Here is a 24683-nt window from a genome sequence, read left to right on the forward strand (position 1 = left end):
CATGCGCCACCCGATTCGCCCGCGCATTCAACTCCCCATACGACACCCGCACCCCACCATCAACCACCGCCACCGCATCACACGCCGCCCGCACCCACCCCTCAAACACCTCATGCACACACCCCAACCCCCAACACCACCCACACCCCCACCAACCACAACCCCCCACTCCCCCACCGACAACACATCGATGGCGTTCAAGGCCAGGGGATCGGGCTCGTCCAGGGCGGCGAGGAGTTCCGTCACGGCCGTGTGCAGGTAGCCGGTGACGCGTGCCGGGTCGATATCGCCTGTGGTCTGGACGGTCGTGGCGAAGGAAGCGTGCGACGCGTCGACGGAGACCGTGAGCGGGTAGTTCGTCCGGTCGGCCGCGGCCACCGGCGGAGCGGTGGTAGCGGGGTGTGCGACGGCTGTCGGTGTGTCCTGGTGGCGGTAGTTGAGGAGGGACGTGAACAGCGGCGCGGGCGCGGGGACGGAACTGCAACGTTGAGCCAGCGCCAGGGAGGCGTGCTCGTGACGGAGCAGGTCGGCCAGTTGGCGCTGCGTCGATCGCAGGGCCTCGGGGGCCGGGGTGTCGTCCGTGCGCAGTCGCAGCGGCAGGGTGTTGATGAACGGGCCGAGCGCTCCGGGTTCGGCGGCCGAGCGGCCGAGCAGGACGGTGCCGAAGACCACGTTGTCGCGGCCGGTGAGCCGGGCCAGGACCAGGGCCCAGGCCAAGTGCCACAGGGCGGCGGGGCCGACGGAGTGACGGCGGGCAGAGGCGCGCAGCCGTTCGGCTGTGGCGGGGGTGAGTTCCGCACGGTGTTCGTCGGTCCGGGCACTGCTCTGTGCGCTGAGGATGCCGTAGGGCGCGGTGGGTTCGTCCACGTCGCCGAGCAGGGCGGTGAAGAACTCCTCGTCGGCGGCGGGGTCGGCGGTCGCCGTGAGGTGGTCGACGAAGGCGCGGAACGGGCGGGGCTCAGGCAGGTCGGATGCCTCGCCGCGGAGGAGGGCCTGGGTTTCCGCGAAGACCGTCTCCAGGGTGGAGTGGTCTCCGACGAGGTGGTGCAGGTGCAGGGCGAGCAGCCACGCGTCGTCCGTGTCGGCCGTGGGGGCCAGGGACGCCCGCAGCAGCGGGGCTTCGCGTACGTCGATCCTGCGCGGGCCGGAGATCAGCTCGGCGGTGGTCTCGGTGACGGGCAAGTGGGCCTGGCGCCACACCACTTGGCGGGGGCCGGGCAGGTTCTCCCAGACGACGGCGGTGCGCAGGATGTCGTGGCGGTCGATCACCTTCTGGAGGGCGGCCAGTGTACCTTCGGCCCGTGCGCGGGAGTCGAGGCGGAAGACGAGGGTGGTCAGGTACGGGTCCTCGTTGTCCTCCTCGGCGAGCAGATGGTGGAAGAGGATGCCCTCCTGGAGCGGGGTCAGCGGGTAGAGGTCCTGGATGTTGTCCGCTCCGCCGGGGACCATGCCGGCCGCGGCGGTCAGTTCCCCGGGTTCGGGGGCCGGGGAGGCGGCGGTCACGGTCGGACCGTCGATGGCGGTGACGGTGGCGGCCAGGTCGGACAGGGACGCTTCGGTGAGGACCGCGGCGAGGGTCAGGGCGAGCCCTTGGCCGCGCAGCCGGTGGACCAGGGAGACGGCCAGCAGTGAGTGGCCGCCGAGGTCGAAGAAGTTGTCGCCCCGGCCGACCCGTTCCTGTCCGAGGAGTTCCGCCCAGGCTTCGGCGAGGGCGTTCTCGACGGGTCCTACGGGGCGTTCGTAGGCGCGCCGGACGTAGGCTTCGGGGGCCGGATCGGGCAGGGCCGCACGGTCGACCTTTCCGTTGCCGGTGAGCGGCAGGGCGGGCAGCGCGACATACGCGCCGGGCAGCAGGTAGTCGGGGAGGGTGCGCACCAGGTGGGTGCGCAGTTCCCCGGGGGTGGCGGGTCCGGTGTGGTAGGCCACGAGCGTGCCGGCTCTGGCGAGGACCACGGCCCGTCCGCAGCGCGGGTGTTCACGCAGCCGGGTCTCGATCTCGCCGGGTTCCACGCGGATGCCGCGGATCTTGATCTGGTCGTCGGCGCGGCCGAGGAGTTCCAGGGTGCCGTCGGTGCGGCGGCGGCCCAGGTCGCCGGTGCGGTACATACGGCCGCCGGTGAAGGGGTCGGTGACGAACCGTTCGGCGGTGAGGTCGGGGCGGCCCAGGTAGCCGCGGGCGAGTTGGGGTCCCGCCAGGCAGACCTCCCCGGTGACGCCGGTCGGTACGGGCTCGCCGTGCGGGTCGAGGACGTAGACGCGCATGTTCTCCACGGGGTGTCCGACCGGGACCGTGGTCTCTCCGGGGCGGCACTGGTGGTGGGTGACCCACACGGTGGCCTCTGTGGGGCCGTACTCGTTGACGAGGAGCGCGTCCGGGTGGGTGCGCGCCAGTTCGTCGGCGAGGCCGGGCGGGCAGGGGTCGCCTCCGACGACGATCCGGCGCAGGGCGGGGGCGTCCAGCACCGGCAGGACGGTGAGCAGGGCGGATGTGGCGCAGATGAGGGTCTGCACGCGCTGTTCCCGCAGCAGGGCGGGCAGCTCGGCCAGGTCGTGCTCGGCGATGACCAGGGTGCCGCCGGTGGTGAGGGTGCCGAACAGGGCGGCTGCCGCGGCGTCGAAGCCGAGCGGGACGGCGAGAACGCAGCGTCCGGCGGGGCCGTGGACGGCTGTGCGGGCCCGGGTGGAGGCGACGACGGCCCGGTGCTCGACCATGACGAGTTTGGGCTCGCCGGTGGAGCCGGAGGTGGGCATGACGTACGCGAGGTGGTCGGGTCGTACCGGGGTGCGCTCCCGCACGGCCTCGGTGGCGGCCGGGCGGGACAGGGCGTCCAGCTCGTCCGTGCCGAGGACGGTGACCGCGCCGGCCGTCTCGGTCAGGGTGCGCAGACGGTCCGCCGGGGCCTGCGGGTCGAGGGGCAGGTAGGCGCCGCCCGCCTTGAGCACGCCGAGGACGGCGGCGACCAGCCCGGGGCCCGGGTCGGTGCGGATGCCGACCCGGTCGTCGGGGCCGACGCCGAGGGAGCGCAGGTGGTGGGCGATCCGGTCGGCGTAGGCGTCGAGTTCGGCGTAGGTGAGGTGGCGGGTGCCGTGGACCAGGGCCGTGGCCTCGGGGGTTCGGCGCGCCTGTGCCTCGAACAGGTCGTGCAGACAGGCCGGTTCGTGGTCGCGGCGCGGACCCGTGCTGTCCTCGATCAGTTGCTCCCGCTCGGCGGGGGTGAGCAGCGGAAGCCGGGAGAGGGGCAGCCGGTCGTCGTCGGTGAGGGCGGTCAGCAGGGTGCGCCAGTGGCCGAGGAGGCGGTCGACGGTGGTGCGGTCGAACAGGGAGGTGGCGTACTCGACGCCGCCGTGGATCCGGCCGTCGGCCTGGGCCAGGGCGAGGGTGAGGTCGTAGGAGGCGCTGTCGTGCGCGCCCGGGTCCAGCGGTTCGACGGTGATGCCGGGCAGGTCGGGGACGGCGGGCCGATCGGCCTGCCAGGTGAAGGCGGTCTGGAACAGCGGGGTGTGGGCGGGTGACCGGGTGGGGTCGAGGAGTTCCACGACCTGCTCGAAGGGCAGGTCCTGGTGGGCCTGGGCACCGGTCACCTGCCGTCGGACCCGGTCCACCCAGTCGGCGACGGTGGGGTCGCCGGTGGTGTCCAGGCGCAGGGGGAGCATGTTGACGAAGAAGCCGATCAGGCCGTCGGTCTCGGGGCGGCCGCGGCCCGCGGCGGGGGTGCCGACGACGATCTCGGGCCCGCCGGAGAGCCGGGCGAGCGTGGCACCCCAGGCGGCGAGCAGGGTGACGAACAGGGTGCAGCCGTGGCGGCGGCTGAAGTCGGTCAGTCGCTGGGTGAGCGCGGCGTCCAGCGTGCAGTCGGCGAACGCCCCCGCGAAGTCCTGGCGGGCGGGTCGGGGCCGGTCGGCGGGCAGCTCGACGAGGTGCGGGGCCCCGTCGAGGGTTCGTTTCCAGTACGCGGCCTGCTCGTCGAGGTCGAGGGACCGCTGCCATGCGGCGTAGTCGGCGTACTGGACGGGCAGTGCGGGCAGCGGGTCGGGGTCGCCCGCGGTGAACGCCCGGTAGAGCGCGGACAGTTCGCGCATCAGCAGGCCGGCCGACCAGCCGTCGGAGACTATGTGGTGCGCGGCGAGGCGCAGTTCCCACTCCTCGGGACCGGTACGAGTGAGGTGTCCGCGCAGCAGTGGGCCGCGGGCCAGGTCGAAGGGGGCGTCGAGGTCGTCGGTCCACACGGAACGGGCGGGGAGCACACGCGGGGTGCCGTCCTCGGTGAACACGGTGCGCAGGACGTCGTGACGGGCCACGATCGCGTCGAGGGCGCGGCGCAGCGCGGGCTCGTCGAGGGCTCCGCGCAGGCGGAGGGCCGTACGTACCCGGTGCGCGCGGTCGGCGCCCTCTGTCTGGGACAGCAGCCACAGGCGTCGCTGGCCGGAGGAGGGAACCGGGGTCTGCCCCTGGGGTGCGCGGGTGAGTGGGGGCAGGGCGGGGCGGTCCGGGGCGGCGGTGAGGGCGCGGACGTAGTCGGCGAGGACGGGCGCGTCGAAGAGGGTGGTGACGGCGGTGTCCACGCCGAGTGCGGCGCGGACCCGGGAGGTGACCCGGACCGCGGTCAGGGAGTGCCCGCCGAGGGCGAAGAAGTCCGCGTGGCGTCCGACCCTCTCCACGCCCAGGAGTTCCGCCCAGATCCCCGCGACCACAGTTTCCGTCTCGCCCTGCGGTGCGTGCGCCTCGGATGTCATGTCGTCGTCGTGGCGGAGAGACGGCCGGGGCAGGGCGGCTCGGTCGAGCTTGCCGTTGGGGGCCAGGGGCAGGGCGTCGAGGGTGACCCAGGCGGTGGGGACGAGGTGGTCGGGCAGTTGCTCGGCGGCCAGCGCGCGCAGGGTCTCGACGGGCGCGTCGCCGACGACGTACCCGACGAGGACGTCGTCGCGCACGGCCACGGCGCACGCGGTGACGTGCGGGGCGAGGACGGCCTCGGTCTCGGCGGGCTCGATGCGGTGGCCGCGCAGTTTCACCTGCTCGTCGCGGCGGCCCAGGAAGTCCAGGGTGCCGTCGGGGCGTCGGCGGGCGAGGTCTCCGGTGCGGTAGACACGGCCGCCCGGCAGGAACGGGTCGGGGCAGAAGCGTTCGGCGGTCCGGTCCGGCATGCCCAGGTAGCCGCGGGCCACGCCGGCGCCGCCGATGACGAGTTCACCGGTCACGCCGTCCGGTACGGGCCGGTCCAGGCTGTCGAGCAGGTAGACGCGGGCATTGGCGATGGGGGTGCCGATGGGGACGGGGCCGCTGTCGTCCGGCCCGCAGGTGTGGGCGGTGGCCCAGACGCAGGCCTCGGTCGGCCCGTACTCGTTGACGACCGTGGTGCCGGGCAGCCGGGCGGCGGAGTCGGCGACCAACTCGGGCGGGCAGACCTCTCCGGCGACAATGGCGGTGGTCAGCGGGCAGTCCTCCAGGGCGCCGAGGCCGTCGAGTTCGTCGAGCAGCGCACCGTAGAGGGAGGGCACGCACAGCAGCGTGTCCACGTGGTGGCGCAGGAGTTCGCGGGCCGTGGTCCGCGGGTCACGGGGTTCGGTCGCGACGACGAGGGTCCCGCCCTGGGTGAGCGTGCCGAAGAAGCCGGCGACCGAGCTGTCGAAGGACGGGGAGGACAACAGCAGGAAGCTGCGGGCGCCGGGATAGGCGAGGGCTCGGGCGTGGGTGGAGTGCAGGAGCTGGGCGTGCTCCACCTCGACTCCCTTGGGACGCCCGGTCGATCCCGAGGTGTAGATGACGTACGCCAGGTGGTGCGGGGCGAGTCCGTCGCGGCCGGGGGCGTGCGCGGGGCCGGTGCGGGCCGTCTCGGCGAGCAGTTCCTCGTCCACGACGACGACCGGGGCGGCGTCCTCGGTCATCCGGGCGAGGCGTGCGGCGGGGTAGTCCGGGTCCAGCGGCACGTACCCGCCGCCCGCCTTGAGGATGCCGAGCAGGGCCACGGCCAGCCCGGTACCGCGTCGCAGCCGGACGCCGACGCGGTGGTCGGGGCGTACCCCGAGGGCGCGCAGGCGCCACGCCAACCGGTTGGCGTGCGCGTCCAGTTCACCGTATGTGAGGGTGTTCTGCGCGTGTACGACGGCGACGGCGTCGGGGGTACGCCGGGCGTGCTCGGCGATCTGCTCGTGGACGAGCAGATCCGGCAGCGGGGTCGCGGTCCGGTTGCGGGTGTGGACCAGTTCCTCGTGCTCGTGCGGCGGCAGGATGTCGACGGGGCCCGGGGTGCCGTCGGCGACGGCGGCCAGGGCCGTGTGGACGTACCCGCAGACACGCTCGGGGTCGAGGGGCGCGGCGGCCTGCACGGTGAGTCCGAGGCCGGTGCCGAGGTCGTCCACGGAGAGGGTGAGGGGATAGTTGGTGCGCTCCTCACCGTGCAGGGGCTCGATGCCGGGCCACCGCAGTCCCTGTGCGGGCAGCGCGTGGCGGTAGTTGAGGAGGGTGGTGAACAGCGGGGCGGGGGCGGGTACGGCGCTGCACCGCTGGGCGAGTGCGGCGGAGGCGTGTGCGTGGGCCAGCAGCTCGGTGAGGGTGCCGTGCACGGCGCTGGGTGGGGCGCCGGTGTCCACCCGGACGGGCAGGGTGTTGATGAAGGGGCCGACGGCCCGGTCGGAGCCGTCCCCGCCGCCGAGGCGGCCCGAGAGAACCGTGCCGAAGACGACGTCCTCGCGGCCGGTCAGCCGGGCCAGGACGTGTGCCCAGGCGAGGTGGCACAGGGCCGCGGTGCTGACGCCCAGGTGCCCGGCCCGCTCCCGCAGCCGGGCCGCGACCGGCGCGTCCACGAGCCGGCGCACCTCGGTGACGCCGGTACCGTCGCCGGTGGCACGGGTCTCGCCGTAGGGGGCGGTGGGTTCGGTGACGTCGCCGAGCATGCCGGTGAAGAACCGTTCGTGGTCCCGTTCGCCGGACTCGGCCCGGACCCGGGCGACGAACTCCCGGAAGGGCAGGGGCTCGGGCAGCTCCGCCGCCCGCCCCTCCAGGTGCGCGCCGACCTCCTGGAGGACGACCTCCAAAGTGACGTGGTCGGCGATCAGGTGGTGCCACAGCAGGACGGCCAGCCAGCCTCCCGTGCCGGGGGCGTCCGGGGCGATCACGGCTCCCGCCAGCGGCGGGCGGGTCAGGTCAAGGCGCAGCGCGCGGGCGTCCGTCATCGCCCGCAGCCGGGCGGCCCGGTCGCCCGCGTCCGGGACGTCGGCCTCGGTGACGGGCAGGGTCGCGTTCCGCCACACCACTTGCACCGGTTCGGGCAGGTCCTCCCACACCACGGCCGTGCGCAGGATGTCGTGCCGGTCGACCGCCTTCTGGAAGGCCGCGAGGAACGCCTCCAGCCGGACCCGGCTGTCGAAGGAGAACGCGAGCGTCATCAGGTACGGGTCGGCCTCGCCGGAGACCAGGTGGTGGAAGAGCACGCCCTCCTGCAGCGGGGCCAGGGGGTAGATGTCCTGGACGTTGTCGGCGCCTCGGTCGACGGTCGCCACGACGGCGTCCACGTCCCGCTGGTCCAGGGTGACCAGGGGCAGCATGGCCGGTGTGATGCGGCGCGGCGGGGTCCACCAGGCCTCGCCGGGGCCCTCGCCTTCGCCGAGTTCTTCGGCGAGGCGGGCGAGCAGGGCGGGTTTGTGGCGGCGCAGCGCCTCGATCTCCTCCGGGTCGAGAGCGGGCCCGCGGACCTTGAGGGCGTCGCCTTCGCGCCGCAGTTCCACGCCGCGCGCGCCGAGTGCGGTGAGCAGGTCGTCGTGGTTCACAGGGTCAGCTCCACGGTGGGGCCGGACTCGGTCCGGGGGGCGGCGGGATCAGGGATGAGGTTGGGCGGTATCGCCGCCCGGCGGTCGGGGCCGCCGAGCGCGCTGGCCAGTTCGGCGAGCGTCGGGGCCTGGTAGAGGGTGCGGACGTCGACGGGCAGGGCGGCCTGCCGCATGCGTTCCATGAGGGTGACGGCCAGCAGCGAGTGCCCGCCGAGTTCGAAGAACCCGTCGTGGCGGCCGACCCGTTCCAGTCCGAGGAGTTCGGCCCAGATCGCGGCGAGGGTCTCCTCCGTCTCGCCCGTGGGCGCCTCGTAGGGGCGGCGGGCCAGGGCGGTGCCGTCCGGCGGGGGCAGGGCGGCCCGGTCGAGCTTGCCGCTGGGGGTCAGCGGCAGGGAGTCGAGGAGCACGTACGCGCTGGGCACCAGGTGGTCGGGGAGGGTGGCCGCGAGGGCGGAGCGCAGGGCGGCCGGGTCGGTGTCGCCGGTGACGTACGCGACGAGGGCCTCGCCCTGTGCCGTGACCGCGCTGTCCCGCACTCCCGGCTGGGCGGCGAGGGCGGCCTCGATCTCCCCGGGTTCGACGCGGATGCCGCGCACCTTGAGCTGGAAGTCGGTGCGTCCCAGGTATCGCAGGGTGCCGTCGGGCAGGCGGCGGGCCAGGTCACCGGTGCGGTAGACGCGACCGCCCTCGGTGAAGGGGTCGTCGAGGAAGCGTTCGGCGGTCAGCTCCGGCCGGCCCAGGTAGCCGCGGGCCACCTGCACACCGCCGATCCACAGCTCCCCCGCCGCGCCGACGGGGGCGGGCCGCCCCTGCTCGTCCACGACGTACACGCGGGTGTTGGCGACGGGCAGGCCCAGGGTGACCGGGCGGCCGGGCGGACAGGGCGCGGCGGTGACGTCCACGGCGGCCTCGGTGGGACCGTAGAGGTTGTGCAGTTCGGTTCCCGGCAGCAGCCGGTGGAACTCGGCGGCCAGGCTGTCGGGCAGGGCCTCGCCGCTGCACAGCACCCGGCGCAGACCGGTGCAGGCCGCGGCGGCCGGATCGGCGAGGAACGCGCGTAGCATCGACGGTACGAAGTGGACGGTCGTGATCCGCTCCCGCTGAATCAGCTCGGCGAGGTAGGCGGGGTCACGGTGGCCGTCGGGGCGGGCGAGGACGAGCCGTGCGCCGGTGAGCAGCGGCCAGAAGAACTCCCAGACCGACACGTCGAATCCGTAGGGGGTCTTCTGCAGGACCCGTTCCTCGGCGCCCAGTCGGTAGGCGTCCTGCATCCACAGCAGCCGGTTGACCACCGAGCGGTGCTCCACCATGACTCCCTTGGGGGTTCCGGTGGAGCCGGAGGTGTGGATGACGTAGGCGAGGTTGCCGGGGCCCACGGTGGTACGAGGGGGCGCGTCGGCCACGGCGTCCGGCTGCCGGATGTCGAACGTGGGCACGTCCTCGAAGGAGGCGCCTTCCCGGTCGGTGAGGATGGCGGCGGGGGCGCCGTCGCGGACGAGGAACGCCAGCCGTTCGGCGGGGTTGGCGGGCTCCAGGGGGAGGTAGGCGGCGCCGGCCTTGAGGACGCCCAGCAGGGCGGTCACCAGGGGGATGCCGCGTTCGGCGTGGACACCGACCCGGTCGTCGGGGCGTACGCCCGCCGTGAGGAGCCGGGCGGCCAGCCGGGCCGCTCGGGTGTCGAGTTCCGCGTAGGTGAGCTGTTCGTGGTCGTCGGTCACGGCTACTGCGTCGGGCGTCCTGCGGACCTGGGCCTCGACCAGTTCGTGGAGGCAGACGTCGGGGTACCGGGTCGTGGGCCCGGCCCAGCGGTGGAGCACGTCGGCCCGCTCCGTCTCCGGCAGCACGTCCAGTCCCGCCACCGGAGTGTCGGGCCGCTCCTCCAAAGCCTCGATGAGGACTTCGGCGGCGCGGGCCACGAGGGCGGCCACCCGGGAGGGTTCGGCGGGCGTGGCCGCCTGCACGGTGAGGTGGAACTCCTCGTCGAGGTCGTCGACGGCCAGCATGAGCGGGTAGTTGGTGCGCTCCTCGGCATGCTCCCAGTGGATGCCCGGCCAGCCGTCGCGGGGTGCCTGGGGCGCCCCGTGCCGGTAGTTGAGCAGCGCGGTGAACAGGGGTGTGGGTGCTTGTACGCCGCTCGCGCGCTGGGCGAGGGCGAGCGGGGCGTGCTCGTGGCGCAGCAGTGCGGCAAGTTCTGCCTGGCAGTCCAGCAGGGCGGTGCGGGCGCCGCGTTCGTCGACCCGCAGCCGCAGAGGCAGGGTGTTGATGGCCGGGCCGACGGCCCGGTCCGCGCCGCCCAGCCGGCCGGACAGGACAGTCCCGAAGACCACGTCCTGCCGGCCGGCGGTCCTGGCCAGCACCTGTGCCCAGGCCAGGTGGAACACGGCGGCGGGAGTGACTCCGAGGGCGCGGGACCTCGCGCGCAGCCGGGCCGAGAGGACCGGGTCGAGGACCGTGGTGTGCTCGGTGACCTCGCGGCCGTCGCCGTCCACTCCGGTGAGCCCGAAGGGTGCGGTCGGCTCGGTGACGTCGCCGAGCATCTTCTCGAAGAAGGCCTCCGCGGCGGCGGAGTCGAGGCCGGAGCGGGCCCTGCGGACGAACGCGCCGAAGGGCACCGGGTCGGGCAGCGCCGCTTCCTCTCCGCGCAGGAACGCCTGGATCTCGGCGAACAGCACCTTGAAGGTGGTGTTGTCGTCCATGAGGTGATGGCTGACCATCAGCAGGGCCCACCGCTGTGGCGCGGTGCCGGGCTCGGCGGCGGCGTACATGCGCAGCATCGGTGCGCGGCGCACGTCGAGGCGGTGGCGTCGCGGGTCGTACCTGCGGCGGAGCTGCTCCAGGGCCGGTCCCTGGGCGGGGTCGAGTGTCACTTCCGTGACGGGCAGCGGTGCTTCGCGCCAGACCACCTGCACCGGTTCGGGGAGGTCTTCCCACAGTACGGCGGTGCGCAGGATGTCGTGGCGGGCCATGACCGCGCGGAAGGCGTCCAGGTAGCGGTCGAGCAGGTCCCTGCTGTCGAAGGACAGGCCCACGGTGAGCAGGTAGGGGTCGCCCGCCTCGGTGAGGAGGTGGTGGAAGAGGACACCCTCCTGCATGGGGGCGAGCGGATACACGTCCTGGACGTTCGCCGCGCCGCCGGGCACGGCCGCCTCGATCGCGGCTCGGGCCTGGGGGGTCAAGGCGGTCAGGGGGCTGTCCGGCCCCCGCTCTCCGGGGCTGTCCGGCCCCCGCTCTTGGGGAGTGTCGGCGACCGTGACCAACGCGGCCAGTGCCGCCAGGTCGGGTGCGGTGAAGACGGCGCCCACGTCCACGTGGAGTCCCCGCAGCCGCATCCGTTCCAGCATCGTCACGGCCAGCAGGGAGTGTCCGCCCAGGTTGAAGAAGTTGTCGGTGCGTCCGACTCCGCCGTCACGGCCCAGCAGGTCCGCCCAGATCTCCGCGAGCGCGCTCTCGACCGGGCCCTCGGGTTCGGTGTCCGCGCCGGCGGCGAAGGCGCCCGCGTCGAGGTCGGGCAGCGCCGAGAGGTCGGTCTTGCCGTTCGGGGTGAGCGGCAGGGCGTCCACCCTCAGGCAGGCGGTGGGGACGAGGTGCTCGGGAAGCGTCTCGGCCAGCGCGGGGCGTGGGTCGGGGGTGTCCTCCGGCGCGGCGTAGTACACCGTCAGGTGCCGCTCGCCCGCCGCGTCCTCGCGCACGGTGACGACGGCCTCGCGGATGCCGGGCAGCGCCAGGAGGTGGGCCTGGACCTCGCCGGGTTCGATCCGGAAGCCGCGCAGCTTGATCTGGCCGTCGGCGCGCCCCAGGTACTCCAGGGTGCCGTCGGGCAGCATCCGGCCCAGGTCCCCGGTGGCGTACAGGCGTCCCTGAGCCGTGTCGTGGAAGCGCTCGGCGGTCAGTTCGGGTCGGCCCAGGTAGCCGCGGGCCAACTGGGCCCCGCCGATGTGGAACTGCCCTGTCACGCCTGGGGGAACGGGGCGGCCCCGTTCGTCGAGGACGTGCAGGGACGTGCCCGGCACCGGGCTGCCGATCGGCACCGGTCGGCCGGGCACGGTCCCGGTGACCTCGTGCAGCACACAGCCGACCACGGCCTCGGTGGGCCCGTACTCGTTGAAGATCCGCGCGTCGGGGGCGAGTTCGCGCCACAGGTCGACGGTGGCGGCAGGCAGCGCCTCGCCGCCCACGACGAGGGTCCCCACATGCACGGGCTCGCCGTCGGCCAGCGCCAGCCGTCCCAGGGCGTCCAGGTGCGCGGGGGTGATCTTCAACAGCCCTCGGGCCCCGGGGTCCTTGAGCAGTCCGCGCACCCCGTCCACCTCGGCGCCCTCGGGCACGAAACGGACCTGTCCTCCGCACACCAGCGGCACGAGCAGGCTGGTGACGGTGGCGTCGAAGGACAGGGAGGAGGAGACCACGGACCCGCTTACGGGGTGATAGACGTCCGCGGCCCAGCGCAAGTAGGCGACGAGTGCCCGGTGTTCGACGGCGACGCCCTTGGGGGTGCCGGTCGAGCCCGAGGTGTGCAGCACATAGGCCAGGTCGTCCGGCTCGGCGGTGGTGGGCGGTGCGGACTCCGGTTCCGTGCCGCGGTCGAGACCGACCACCGGTACGGCGGTGGCGGGCAGGGTGCCGCTGCCGTCGTCCAGGACCGCCGCCGGCGCGGTGTCGCCAAGGAGGAACTCCAGGCGTGCCACCGGGTAGTTCGGGTCCAGTGGCACGTACGCCGCCGAGGCCTTGAGCACGCCGAGGAGTCCGGCGAGTGCGGCCGGGCCGCGCCGGGCGTGAAGTGCGACCAGGTCGCCGCGGCCGATGCCGAGGGCGCGGAGCCGGTGCGCGATCTGGTTGGCCCAGGCGTCCAGCTCCGCGTAGTCGAGCCCGGCGTGGCCGGGGGCACCGGCCACGGCGGGCGCGTGCGGGGTCCGCCGCGCCTGGGCCTCGATCAGCAGATGGGCGAGTGTCGGCTCGCCGGGATTGGCGTCGGGCCCCGCGGCGAGCGCCCGTACCCGTGTCTCCTCCGCCTCGGTGAGCAGCGGCAGCGAGTCGAGGGTGGCGTCGTCGTCCGCGGCGAGGGCGGCGAGCAGGGTGCGCCAGTGGCCGAGGTAGCGGCGGACGGTGCCGTGATCGTAGAGCGCGGTGGCGTACTCGACTCCTCCGCTGACGCGGTCCCCGGTCTGGGTCAGCTTGAGCGAGAAGTCGAACTGGGAGGTGACGTGCGGGGCGGCGGGCAGCGGCTCGGTGCGCAGGCCCGGCAGCCGGGGCGGTACGTCCCCGTCGTCGCGGTTCGCCTGGAAGACGAACTCCACCTGGATCAACGGGCCGTGGGACAGGCTGCGGCCGGGGCGGACGAGTTCCACGATCCGTTCGAACGGCACGTCCTGGTGCGCCTGGGCGGCGAGGACCCGCTCCTTGACCTGGGCGAGCCAGTCGGCGACGGTCTGGTCCCCCGCGGCGTCGAGCCTGATCGGCAGGGTGTTGACGAAGAAGCCGATGAGGTCCTCGGCCTCGCGCTGCCCGCGATGGGCGACCGGGGAGCCGATCACCACGTCCCGGCGGCCGCTGAGCCGGGCCACCGTGGCCGCCCAGCCCGCCAGCAGGGTCATGTAGAGCGTGGCCCCGTGCCTGCGGCCCACTTCGGTGAGCCGGGCGGTGAGTTCGGGGTCGAGCGCGTACTCCACCACGGCGCCCGCGTGGTCCTGCCGGGCGGGGCGGGGGCGGTCGGTGGGCAGCTCCAGCAGTTCGGGGGCGCCTCGCAGGCTCTGCTGCCAGTACGCGGCGGAGTCGTCGAGTTCCTCGGAGGCCGCCCGGGCGTGCTGCCAGGCCGCGTAGTTGCCGTACTGGATGGGCAGCGGTGGCAGCGGATCGGACTCGCCACGGGTGAACGCGCCGTACAGCACGGCCAGTTCGTTCAGGAACAGGCGCAGTGACCAGCCGTCGGAGACGATGTGGTGCATCGTGATCAGCAGGGCGTGGTCCCGCTCGGCGAGGCGGACGAGCCTGCCCCGGATCAACGGCCCGGCGGCCAGGTCGAAGGGGGCGAGCGCCTCCTCGGCGATGACGGCCGCGAGGTCTTCGGCGGACGACTCCTGCTCGACGAGGGTGAATTGGGCCGTCGGGTGGATCCGCTGCACGGGTTCGCCGTCCACCTGCGCGAAGACGGTCCGCAGGATCTCGTGCCGGGCGACGATCCGGTCCAGGGCGCGGCGCAGGGCGGCGGTGTCGAGGTCTCCGGTCAGCCGCAGCCCGAACGGCACGTGGTAGGCGCGGCTGGCCTCCTGTGTCCGGGACAGGAACCAGAGTCTGCGCTGGGCGGACGAGACCGGGCCGCCGTCCCGGCGCGGAGCGGGCCGGATGGCGGGGCGGCCGGCCGGACGGGCGGCGGTCACGGCCGCGGCGAAGCCGGCGAGGGTGGGCGCGGCGAAGAGATCGGCGAGGGCCACCTCCACGCCCAGGCCGGAGCGGATCCGGCTCAGCACGCGTACGGCCAGCAGGGAGTGGCCGCCCAGGTCGAAGAAGTCGTCGTGACGGCCGACCCGTTCCTGGCCCAGCACCTGCGACCAGATCACGGCGAGCCGTTCCTCCAGGCCGGGTTCGGGGGCCTCGTGGGCGTGGCGGACGTAGGCGTCGGGGCTCGCGGCGGGCAGGGCGGCGCGGTCCAGCTTTCCGTTGGGGGTCAGGGGCAGCGCGGGCAGGTGCACGTACGCCGAGGGCACCTGGTGGTCGGGGAGTTCGGCGGCCAGACGCTCCCGGAGGTCGGCAGCGGGCACCGGGGCGTCGGCGACGTAGTACGCGATCAGTTCCTTGTCGCCGGTGCCGTTGTCGCGGGCGAGTACGGCGCTCTCCCGGATATCCGGCACCGTCGCGAGCAGCGCCTCGGTCTCGCCGGGTTCGACGCGGAAGCCTCGGATCTTGATCTGTCCGTCGCCGCGGCCCAGGAACTCGATGGTTCCGTCGGGGAGGCGGCGGCCGAGGTCGCCGGTGCGGTAGCAGGGGCGGCCGCGCAGGGAGACGAACTTCTCGGCGGTGAGTTCCGGCCGGTTGAGGTAGCCGGGACTGACTCCGTCGCCGCCAATGACGATCTCTCCGGTCACGCCGGCCGGGACGGGCCGCAGCCGGTCGTCCAGGATGTGGGCGGTCGTCCGGTCGACGGGACGGCCGAGCGGTACTCGGCGGGCCTCGGCCGGGACGTCCTGAAGGACGTGGGCCAGGGCGAACGTGGTGGTCTCGGTGGGGCCGTAGACATGCACGAACCGGCCGGGCCGGTGCGCGGCGAGGAACGCCCGGAGCCTGGCCGGGTCCATCACGTCCCCGCCGACCAGGAGGCAGCGCAGCCTCGCCAGCGCCTCCGCGGCCTCGGCACCGTACTCGGCGAGGCGGAGGAAGAGGCTGGTCGTGAGGAACAGCACGGTGATGCCGTGCTGGTCCAGGGCGCGGGCGAAGCGCAGCGGGTCGAGCAGGTCGTCCTGGTCCACGACGACGATCCCGCCGCCGGTCAGCAGCGGGGCCCAGACCTCCATGGTGGACGCGTCGAAGGCCGGGTTGGCGGCGAAGGCCGTGCGGTCGTCCGGGCCGAACCCCGCGTAGCCGCCGGGGAGGGCGAGGCGGGTGATGCCGCTGTGCGGGGCGATCACGCCCTTGGGCGTGCCGGTGGAGCCGGAGGTGTACATGATGTACGCCGCGCCGGGCGCGAGCGGCGGCGCGTCCGGGCCGCCGACGGCGGTCCAGCTATCCTCGGTGATCAGCAGCTTCGCCCCGCTGTCCGCGACCATGAACTCACGGCGGGCCCGCGGGTGCCCGGGGTCCACCGGCACGAACACCGCGCCCACGCGCAGGACGGCGAGCTGGAGGGCTACCAGGTCCGCGGAGCGGGGCAGGGCCAGTGCGACGCGGTCGCCCGGGCCGATCCCGTGGGCGCGCAGTGCCTCGGCATGGCCGGCGGCCAACTCCCCGAGGGCGGCGTAGCTGAGTTCGCGGTCGCCGTGCACGAGGGCGGTGGCCTCGGGTGTGCGGGCGATCCACTCGTCCACGAGCCGGTCCACGCGCCGGCTGTCGGGGGGATACGGGGCTGTGGTGCTCTCGGCCGCGGTCTGCGGGTCGTCCGGGCCGAGCAGCGGCAGCGCTGCCAGTTCGGTGCGCTCGTCGGCCTGGGTCATGGCGCCGAGCAGGGTGAGCCAGCAGTCGGTGAAGCGGCGCACGGTGGCGGCGTCGAACAGGGCGGTGGCGTACTCCGCGGCGCCTCTGATCCGGCCGTCGGCGGTCTCGGTGAGGGCGAGGGTCAGGTCGAAGCGGGAGGTGGTGTGGCGGGGCGCGGGTCCGGGGCGTACCTCGACGCCGGGCAGGACGAGGGGTTCCTCGGGTTCGTGCTGCCAGGTGAAGCCGGTCTGGAACAGCGGGTGCCGGTCGGCGGAGCGGGCGGGCTGGACGACGTCCACGATCCGGTCGAAGGGGAGGTCCTGGTGGGTCTGCGCGGCGACCACGCGGTCACGGACCTGGGTCAGCCAGTCGCCGAGGGTGGGGGCGGCGGCGGTGTCCAGGCGCAGCGGGAGCATGTTGACGAAGAAGCCGATGAGGTCCTCGATGTCGGCATGGCCACGGCCGGCGGCGGGCGTACCGATGACAACCTCGGTCTGCCCGGACAGCCGGGCCAGGGTGGCGGCCCAGCCTGCCAGCAGGGTGGTGAACGGGGTGACGCCGTGGCGGGCACTGAACTCCCTCACCCTGGACGCCAGTTGCGGATCGAGGGTGAGGTCGATCAGTCCTCCGGCGTAGTCGGGCCGCGCGGGGCGGGGCCGGTCGGTGGGCAGTTCGCACTGGGCGGGTGCTCCGGCGAGGGCTGTGCGCCAGTAGCGCTCCTGGGCGGCGAGCCCGTCTCCGGCGAGCCGCTCGTGCTGCCAGTGCGCGTAGTCGGCGTACTGGACGGACGGCAGCGGCAGCGGATCGGGTTCCCCGCGGCTGAACGCGGTGTACAGGACGCCGAGTTCACGGACGAGGATACGCAGGGACTCACCGTCGGCGACGACGTGGTGTGCCGTCAGTACGAGGGTGTGGGTGCCGTCCTCGTCCCGGCTGAGGCTGCCGCGGATCAGGGGGCCGGTGGCCAGGTCGAAGGGGTCGTCCACGCGCTCGGGCGCGGTCCAGGAGAAGCCTGCCTCGCCGATCCGTGCGACGGGGGTGCCGTCGGCGTCCTCGAACGTGGTGCGCAGGGCCGTGTGGCGTTCCAGGATGCGGTCGAGGGCGCGGCGCAGGGCGTGTGCGTCGAGTGCGCCGACGAGCCGTGCCGACCAGCGGATGTGGTAGGCGTGGCCGCCGGTGTCCCAGCGGGACAGCAGCCACAGTCGGCGCTGCGCGGCCGAGACGACGGGCGCGGTCCCCGCGGGCGCCGGTTCGAGCGGCCGCAGCACGACGGGGTGGGCGGCGGCGACGGCCTCGGCGAACGCGGAGAGGGTCGGCGCCTCGAAGACGGCGCTGAGCGGGACCTCCACGCCGAGCCTCTCGCGCAACCGGGCCACCACACGGACGGCGACCAGGGAGTGGCCGCCGAGTGCGAAGAACCCGTCCTGGCGGCCGACGCGCTCCACGCCGAGCAGTTCGCTCCAGACGGCGGCGACGCTCTCCTCGGTCTCGCCGCACGGGGGGACGTATGCGCGGCGGGCGTAGGCGGAGGCGTCGGGTTCGGGCAGGGCGGCCCGGTCGAGTTTGCCGTTGGGGGTCAGGGGCAGCGCGGGGACGGCGACGTAGGCGGCGGGCACCATGTACTCGGGCAGGGTGGCCGCGGCGTGGGTACGCAGGGCGTCGGGGGTCTCGGCCGAGACGACGTAGGCGAGGAGCCGTTCGCCGTGGGCGACGACGGCCGCCTCCCGTACGCCGGGGTGGGCGGTGAGACGTTTCTCGATCTCGGCGGGTTCCACGCGGAAACCGCGGACCTTGACCTGGAAGTCGTCGCGGCCGAGGAAGTCCAGATTGCCGTCGGGAAGCCAGCGGCCGACATCACCGGTGCGGTACATGAGGTCGTAGGCGCGTTCGGCGGCACTGACGTGACCGCGTACGCCGGAGAAGCTGTACAGCTCGTAGCGCTGGACGCCGTCGCTGCTGGCAACGATGTAGGGCAGGGTGCGCAGGGTGAGGCCGGTGGCTCCCAGGGCCCGTAGCTCCGCGATCAGGGCGAGTTGGTCCTCGGCGGCGTCGCGGCCGGGGGTGATCCGGTGGGCGTCGTCGGTGTAGACGAGGGGGTCGGTGACCTCGCCGTCGTCGAGGGGGACGACCGGCAGGACCGTCTGGAGGGCGAACCGGCCGCCTGGGCGCAGGACGGCCATCATGTTGGCGAGCAAATGGCGGGGGCGGTGCGTGCGGTCGAGGACCATGGTGGAGACGGCGAAGTCGAGGGATCCCTCGCGGATACCGAACTCCTCGGCCATCCTGGAGGGTTCGACGTCGGCCTGGGCGTGGCGGACGTCCAGGCCGTCGCGGCGCAGGGCCTGGACGAAGAAGGGGCTGAGGTCGATGCCGACCGCCTTGGCTCCGGCGGCGGCCAGGGTGTGCAGGACCTCCCCGTTGCCGCAGCCGATCTCCACGCCGGTGAGTCCGTCGAGATCTCCCAGCAGGGTGCGCAGGACCTCCCCGTCGAGTCCGGCGGCCCGGTATCCGGCGTTCTCGCCTTCGAGGAAGTAGCGGCAGAAGCCCACGTGCGCGGTCCGGTCGGCGGCGTTGCGCCGCAGGAAGCGGCGGGTGGTGTCGATCAGATCGCGATCGAGGCCGCGGACGCGGTCGAGGATCTCTTCGGGGATGAGAACGGGGTGCGCGGCGACGGGGGTGTGCGTGCGCCCGTGGCGGGTGGCGAACCGTGCGATGTCGGCGAGTGCGGATTCCAGGCGGAGCGGGCCCCGGTCGTCGAAGGTCTCGCGCAGGACGAACGGGTTGGGCACGAACCGGTCGACGGTGGCGGCCGGTTGGCCCAGGTAGCCGCGCGCGATGCCGGGCCCGCTGAGGTGGATCTGCCCGGCGACGTTGACGGGCTGGGGGTTTCCGGCGCGGTCCAGCACGTAGGTGCGGGTGTTGTGGACGGCTCGGCCGATGGGCATGCGTTTGTGGGCGGCGACGGCCTCGGGGTCGGCTTCCCACAGGTGGGAGTAGACGGTGTACTCGGTGGGTCCGTAGCCGTTCATGAAGCGCACGTGGCGGGACCAGCGTTCGGCGAGGTCCTTGGTGCAGGCCTCGCCCACGGACACCACGATGAGGTCGCGGCCGCCGGTGAGCCGGGACGGGTCGATCTGGCGGAGCAGGGAGGGTACGGAGACGAGCACGTTGATCCGGTGCCGGTTGAGGGCGTTCACGAGCCGGGTGGGTTCGATGTCGCCGGGGTCGAGCATGACGAGCGTGCCGCCGTTGAGGAGGGCCATCACCGTCTCACCGACCGCGCCGTCGAAGCTGTAGGAGAACAACTGCGCGATGTTGCGCGGCTGTTCGAGGCCGAAGGCGGAGCGCTGCCAGGCGGCGAGGTTGACCACGCCGCGATGGGTGACCATCACACCCTTGGGGTCGCCGGTCGAGCCGGAGGTGTAGATGACGTAGGCGATGTCGTCGGGCTCGACGGTGACGCGCGGGGCCGGGGCGCCGACGGTGTCGCCGAGGTCGGCTGTGACGTCGATCGTGACGTGGCCGTCGAGGAGGGCGTGGGACGCGGGCCCCGTCAGTACGGCCGCCGGTGCGCTGTCGGCGAGCATGTACGCGAGCCGCTCCGCCGGATAGCCCGGGTCCAGCGGAACGTAGGCGGCCCCGCTCTTCAGGACGGCGAGGACCGACACGACCGTGTCCGGGCCGCGCTCCAGGAAGATCGCGACTCGGTCGCCGGGGCGGACGCCCTGCGTGTGAAGCCGATGGGCCAACTGATCGGCACGGGCGTCGAGTTCGGCGTACGTCAGCTCGCCGCTCGCGTGGACGAGGGCGACGGCGTCGGGCGTGGCGGCGGCGTGGGCCTCGAAGACCCGGTGGGCGCAGGTCTCGGGGACGGGGGCGGCGGTGGCGTTGAAGTCCTCCAGGAGCAGGGCCTGTTCGGCGGGAGGGGTCAGCGGCAGCGCGTCGAGCCGGATGCCGTCGCCGTCGGCCATGCCGCGCAACAGGTGGTTCCAGTGCCCCAGGTAGCGCTCCACGGTGGCGTGGTCGAACAGGGCACGCGCGTACTCGATGCCGCCCTCGATGCAGTCCCCGGCGTCGGTGAGCTTCAGCATCAGGTCGAACTTGGCGAGGACGCGCGGGTCGGCGGGCAGGGACACGGCCGTCAGGCCCGGCACGTCCACGTCCCGCTCCTGGGCGTCCTGCCACGCGAAGAACATCTGGAACAGTGGGCTGTGGGCCAGGCTGCGCTCCGGGCGTACGACATCCACGACCTGCTCGAAGGGCAGGTCCTGGTGGGCCAGCGCGGCGGTGGTGGTCTCCTTCACCCGGCGCAGCCACTCCCCCACGGTGGGCGTGCCGGAGGTGTCCAGGCGCAGGGCGAGGGTGTTGACGAAGAGCCCGACCACGCCTTCGGTGCCGGGCTGGCCCCGGTTGGCGGTGGGGGTGCCGACGACGACCTCCTCCTCGCCCGAGAGCCGGGCGAGCACGGCGGCCCAGGCGGCCAGCAGGGTGACGAAGAGGGTGGTGTCGTTGCGGCGGGCGAGGTCTCTGAGTCTCGCGGTCAGTTCGGGGTCCAGTCGGCAGGAGACGGTGCCGCCGGAGTGGTCCTGGCGGGCGGGCCGCGGGCGGTCGACGGGGATCTCGCACAGGGCGGGCGCCGTGGCGAGCCGGTCGCGCCAGAACTCCTCCTGCTCCCGCAGGCGTTCACCAGTGAGCCAGCGGCGCTGCCACACGGCGTAGTCCCCGTACTGGAGGGGCACCGGGGGCAGCGGATCGGGGCCGCCCTCGCGGAAGGCCGCGTAGAGGGCGCCGAGTTCGCGGAGGAGCAGGCCCATGGACCAGCCGTCCGAGACGATGTGATGCATGGTCAGGATCAGTGTCCCGAAGGGGCCTTCGGGGTTCGCGGCCCCGTCGTGGACCAGCACCCCACGGATCAGCGGCCCCCTGTCCAGCCTGAAGCGGTGGGCGCGAGCCCGGCTCAGAGCCGCGAGAAGGCCACCGGAGGTGTCCACTTCCAGCTCGAACGTGCCGGACGCGGCGATGTGCTGCACCGGCTCGCCGTCCGGTGTCTCGGGGAACGTGGTGCGCAGCGCTTCATGGCGGGCCACCAGGGTGTCCAGGGCGCGGCGCAGGGCGGGCAGGTCGACCTCGCCCTGCAGCCGTACCGCGGAGGACACCTGGTACGCGCTCGCGCCCTCCTCGTCGAGCCGGGCCAGGAACCACATCCGCTCCTGGGCCGCCGAGAGCGGCACCGGACCGGTGCCCTCCCTGGGCCCGACCGGGGCCGGCCCGGCGGCCCGGGCGGTCCTGGCGAGCCCGGCGGCCCGGGCCCGCCGCAGCAGGCGGGCCCGCTCCTCCGCGGTGAGGGCAGCAAGATGTGGCTGGTCCATGACGATGCCTCGGATTCGTCGAGTGGGTGCGTCGAAGAAGGTGACTGCGATGACCGGCGCTCAGCCGACGGGTTGTTCGCCTTCGGTCCTCAGCCCGCCGGTCGCCTGGGTGAGGGCGATGACGAGGAGGCACAACAGGCCGCACAGGGTGGCCGTGAGGCCGAGGGCCCCGGCCGCGCCGGTCCCCCAGATCCCGGCGGCGGGCCGCCCTTCCTTCACGAGCGGTGCGGCGAATCGTTCCGCCAACGGGACGGACGCCACCATGGAGACCGGCGTCATGCTCCAGGCGAGCATGCGGCGCAGGCTGAACACCCGGCCCTGTAGCTCCGGTGGGACGTTGGCCTGCCAGATGGTCTGGCTGGAGGCGTTCAGCAGGGGTACGGAGGTGCCGTAGAGGAAGGCGACCGCGTACAGCACGTACGGCTCCCGCAGCAGGCCGAGCGCCGCCATGCTCAGGCCCGCGAGCAGGGCCCCGGCGAGCACGCCGACGTGCTTGGCGGCCGGGCCTCCCGTCGCGGAGTACACCGCGCCGGCCACGATCGTGCCGGCTCCGCCCAGGGAGAGCAGTATGCCGAGCACCCCGGAGGAGGCGAAGGAGAGCACGTAGGGCGAGTAGAGCACGGTGAACATCGAGAGCCCGACGTTGACCAGCACGAAGAAGACCAGCAGGCGGAGCAGGTCCCGTCGGCCGGACAGGAACCGCCAGGCCTCACGCAGGTCGTCGCGGAACCGGGGTCCGCCGCCCGCGCCACGTTCCGGACCCGCGTCCTTGTGCCCTCTCGGGAACCGCATGTACGCGATGAGGCCCAGGCAGGCGGCGTACGAGACCAGGTCGAAGGCGGCGATCCCCTCGATCCCGATCAACCGGTACAGGGCCGCACCGAGCACCGGGGAGCCCACGGTGACCGTGCCCATCAGCGTCTCCGCGACGCCGTTGACCTTCGGGCGCCGTTCCGGGCTGCTCAGCACGGTGATGCTCGCGCTCACCGCGGGCCAGGAGAACGCGCCGACCGTGCTCATCACCGCCCACAGGACTCCCACCAGCAGCGGGCTGAGGCTGTCGGTGAGCGCGGCGAGCAGCGTGAGGGCGAGCATGGTCCCGCCGACGCCCTGGCAGACCAGGAGCACCAGGCGGCGGTCGTAGCGGTCCACGACCACGCCCGCGACGGGGGCGAGCAGCAGGCCCGGTAACGCGGCCACGACGGCGAGCGTGGCGAAGAGCGCGAAGGACCCCGTTTCCTCGAAGACCCAGACGTTCATGCCGAAACCGGTGACCGCGGTGCCTAAGGATGTGGTCGCCTGCGCGGCCACCAGGGTCAGCGCCGACCCCCGTACTCCCTCCGGCCGAAGGCGCACGGCCTCCGATGCGGACTGTTGGTCCCCCACGTACCTCTCCACAAACTCGCGGCGTCATAAGCCAGTTGAGCGGTGCCGGGCAGTCGAGCAGCGTCAGGCTAGATGTTCATGCAGCAATCACACAATCCCCTTGATCAAGACAATTCGTGAAGTGTGCAGTGAACTCGTGAACGGCCCGCGGAGGGTTCCCTGCACGGTTCGTCCACATCGACGGATACAACAAGTCGAGACGTATCGTCTTGCCAGGGCGCTCATCGTGGCGTACGGTCCTGCCCATGGGTTCCCTGTGAGATCACCGGCGCCGACCGCGTAGAGCACCGCTCCGCCGTCGTCGCGCCTCGCTGCGCAGCCGTCCACCCCGATCCGGCCCGGGCCGAAGCCCGCCAGGCCAGGAGGGATTTGATCTTGCACACCTCACAACTCACTCTGTCCCACGTCACCAAGGCCTACTCCGGCCGCACCGTTCTGGACGACGTCTCCTTCACGCTCAAGCCCGGCGAGAGGGCCGGACTGATCGGGGACAACGGTGCGGGCAAGTCCACGCTTCTCAGGCTCGTCGCGGGCCGGGAGCGACCGGACAGCGGCGAGGTGACCGTGACCGCCGCCGACGGCGTCGGCTATCTGTCCCAGACCATCCCCCCTGCCCCCGACCGCCACCGTCCAGGACGCCGTCGACCTGGCCCTCGCGGACCTGCGTGCCCTGGAGGCGGAGCTGCGCCGGGCCGAGCAGGCGCTCGGCGACGGCGAGGACCCGGCAGCTCTCGCCGCCTACGGCGCGCTCCTCGGACGCTTCGAGGCCCGGGACGGCTACCGAGCCGACCACCGGGTCAGCATCGCGCTGCACCACCTCGGCCTGCCTGCCCTCCACCGTGAGCGCCGGCTCGGCACCCTCTCCGGCGGCGAGCGCTCCCGCCTCGCTCTGGCAGGCGTTCTCGCCGCCCGCCCGGAGCTGCTGCTCCTGGACGAGCCGACCAACGACCTGGACGAACAGGCCGTGGAGTGGCTGGAGGCCCAACTGCGGGCACACCACGGCACGGTGCTCGTGGTCACTCACGACCGCGTCTTCCTGGAGCGCCTGACCACCACGGTCCTGGAGGCCGAGGCGGGGAAGATCACCCGCTACGGCGACGGATACACCGGCTACCGCACGGCGAAGGCGGCGGAGCGCTGCCGCCGGCTCCGGGAATACGAGGAGTGGCGGTCCGAACTGGCCCGCAACGAGCGGCTGGCCGCCGGTCACGCCGCCCGCCTCCACGCCATCCCGCGCAAGGCGTCACTGGCCAACTTCGGCCACGGCGGCTTCCGGGCCCGCGGCCGGGCGCACGGCGCGATGGCCCGTATCCGCAACGCCCGTGAGCGGAGCGAGCGGCTGGCCGCGAACCCTGTGGCACCGCCACCGGACCCGCTGGCCTTCACGGCGCGCGTGGCGACGACGGGGACCGTCGCGGAGGGAGGCACCGGAACCGCTGCGGCGGAACTGCCCGCCGTACAGCTGTCGGACGTACGTGTGGGTGACCGCCTGGACCTGCGTTCCCTCACCCTCCACCGCAGCGGCAGGCTGCTCGTCACCGGCCCCAACGGAGCCGGAAAGACGACGCTGCTGAAGCTGCTCGCCGGTGAGCTGGTACCGGACGAAGGCTCGGTACGGGTGCCCGGCCGGGTCGGTCATCTGCGCCAGGACGAGACGCCGTGGCCGCCGGACCTGACGGTGGCCGAGGCGTTCGGGCTGGGGCGCGTCGGCTCCGCCGACGAACACGCCGACGCCCTGCTCGCCCTCGGCCTCTTCCGCCCTGCGGAACTGCGGTCGCGTATGGGCGAGCTGTCGTACGGCCAGCGCCGCCGTGTGGACCTGGCCCGGCTGGTCTCGGAGCCCGCCGATCTCCTACTGCTCGACGAACCGACGAACCATCTGTCACCGGCGCTGGTCGAGGAGTTGGAGGAGGCGCTGACCGGATACTCGGGGTCAATGGTGCTGGTCACCCACGACCGTGCGCTGCGGGCACGGTTCCAGGGCGAGCATCTGGAACTGCCGCAGGCAGCGGGGGTCCGGGTGGGGTGACAGACAGTCGTGGT

At 73.4% G+C, this 24683-nt stretch carries 3 protein-coding genes and 1 pseudogene; 1 reads left to right on the forward strand and 3 read right to left on the reverse strand.

Annotation, left to right across the window (positions count from 1 at the left end):
- Window positions 1-27: 27 nt before the first annotated feature.
- From GA0115233_RS11035 to GA0115233_RS11045, 3 genes are read right to left on the reverse strand one after another with little or no spacing between them, the layout of a single operon-like run.
- Window positions 28-7764 carry a non-ribosomal peptide synthetase gene (locus GA0115233_RS11035; protein ID WP_093719988.1) on the reverse strand — a complete coding sequence of 2579 codons (7737 nt, stop codon included), beginning with the start codon at window positions 7762-7764 and terminating at the stop codon, window positions 28-30.
- A complete protein-coding gene (locus tag GA0115233_RS11040; RefSeq protein WP_093719989.1) occupies window positions 7761-21254 on the reverse strand; it encodes a non-ribosomal peptide synthetase in 13494 nt (4497 codons plus the stop codon). Before GA0115233_RS11040 ends, GA0115233_RS11035 begins: the two co-directional genes overlap by 4 nt.
- A gap of 60 nt (window positions 21255-21314) precedes the next feature.
- Window positions 21315-22640 (reverse strand): MFS transporter, encoded by a 1326-nt coding sequence (locus tag GA0115233_RS11045; RefSeq protein WP_176711728.1) that lies wholly within the window; start codon window positions 22638-22640, stop codon window positions 21315-21317.
- A 375-nt stretch (window positions 22641-23015) separates the two neighbouring features.
- On the opposite strand from GA0115233_RS11045, the pseudogene GA0115233_RS11050 reads away from it, so the two are divergent.
- Window positions 23016-24669: pseudogene (locus GA0115233_RS11050) on the forward strand (TlrC/CarA/OleB/SrmB family ABC-F type ribosomal protection protein).
- Window positions 24670-24683 lie beyond the last annotated feature (14 nt).

This window comes from Streptomyces sp. DI166 (assembly GCF_900091315.1).
Lineage (GTDB): Bacteria > Actinomycetota > Actinomycetes > Streptomycetales > Streptomycetaceae > Streptomyces > Streptomyces fuscus.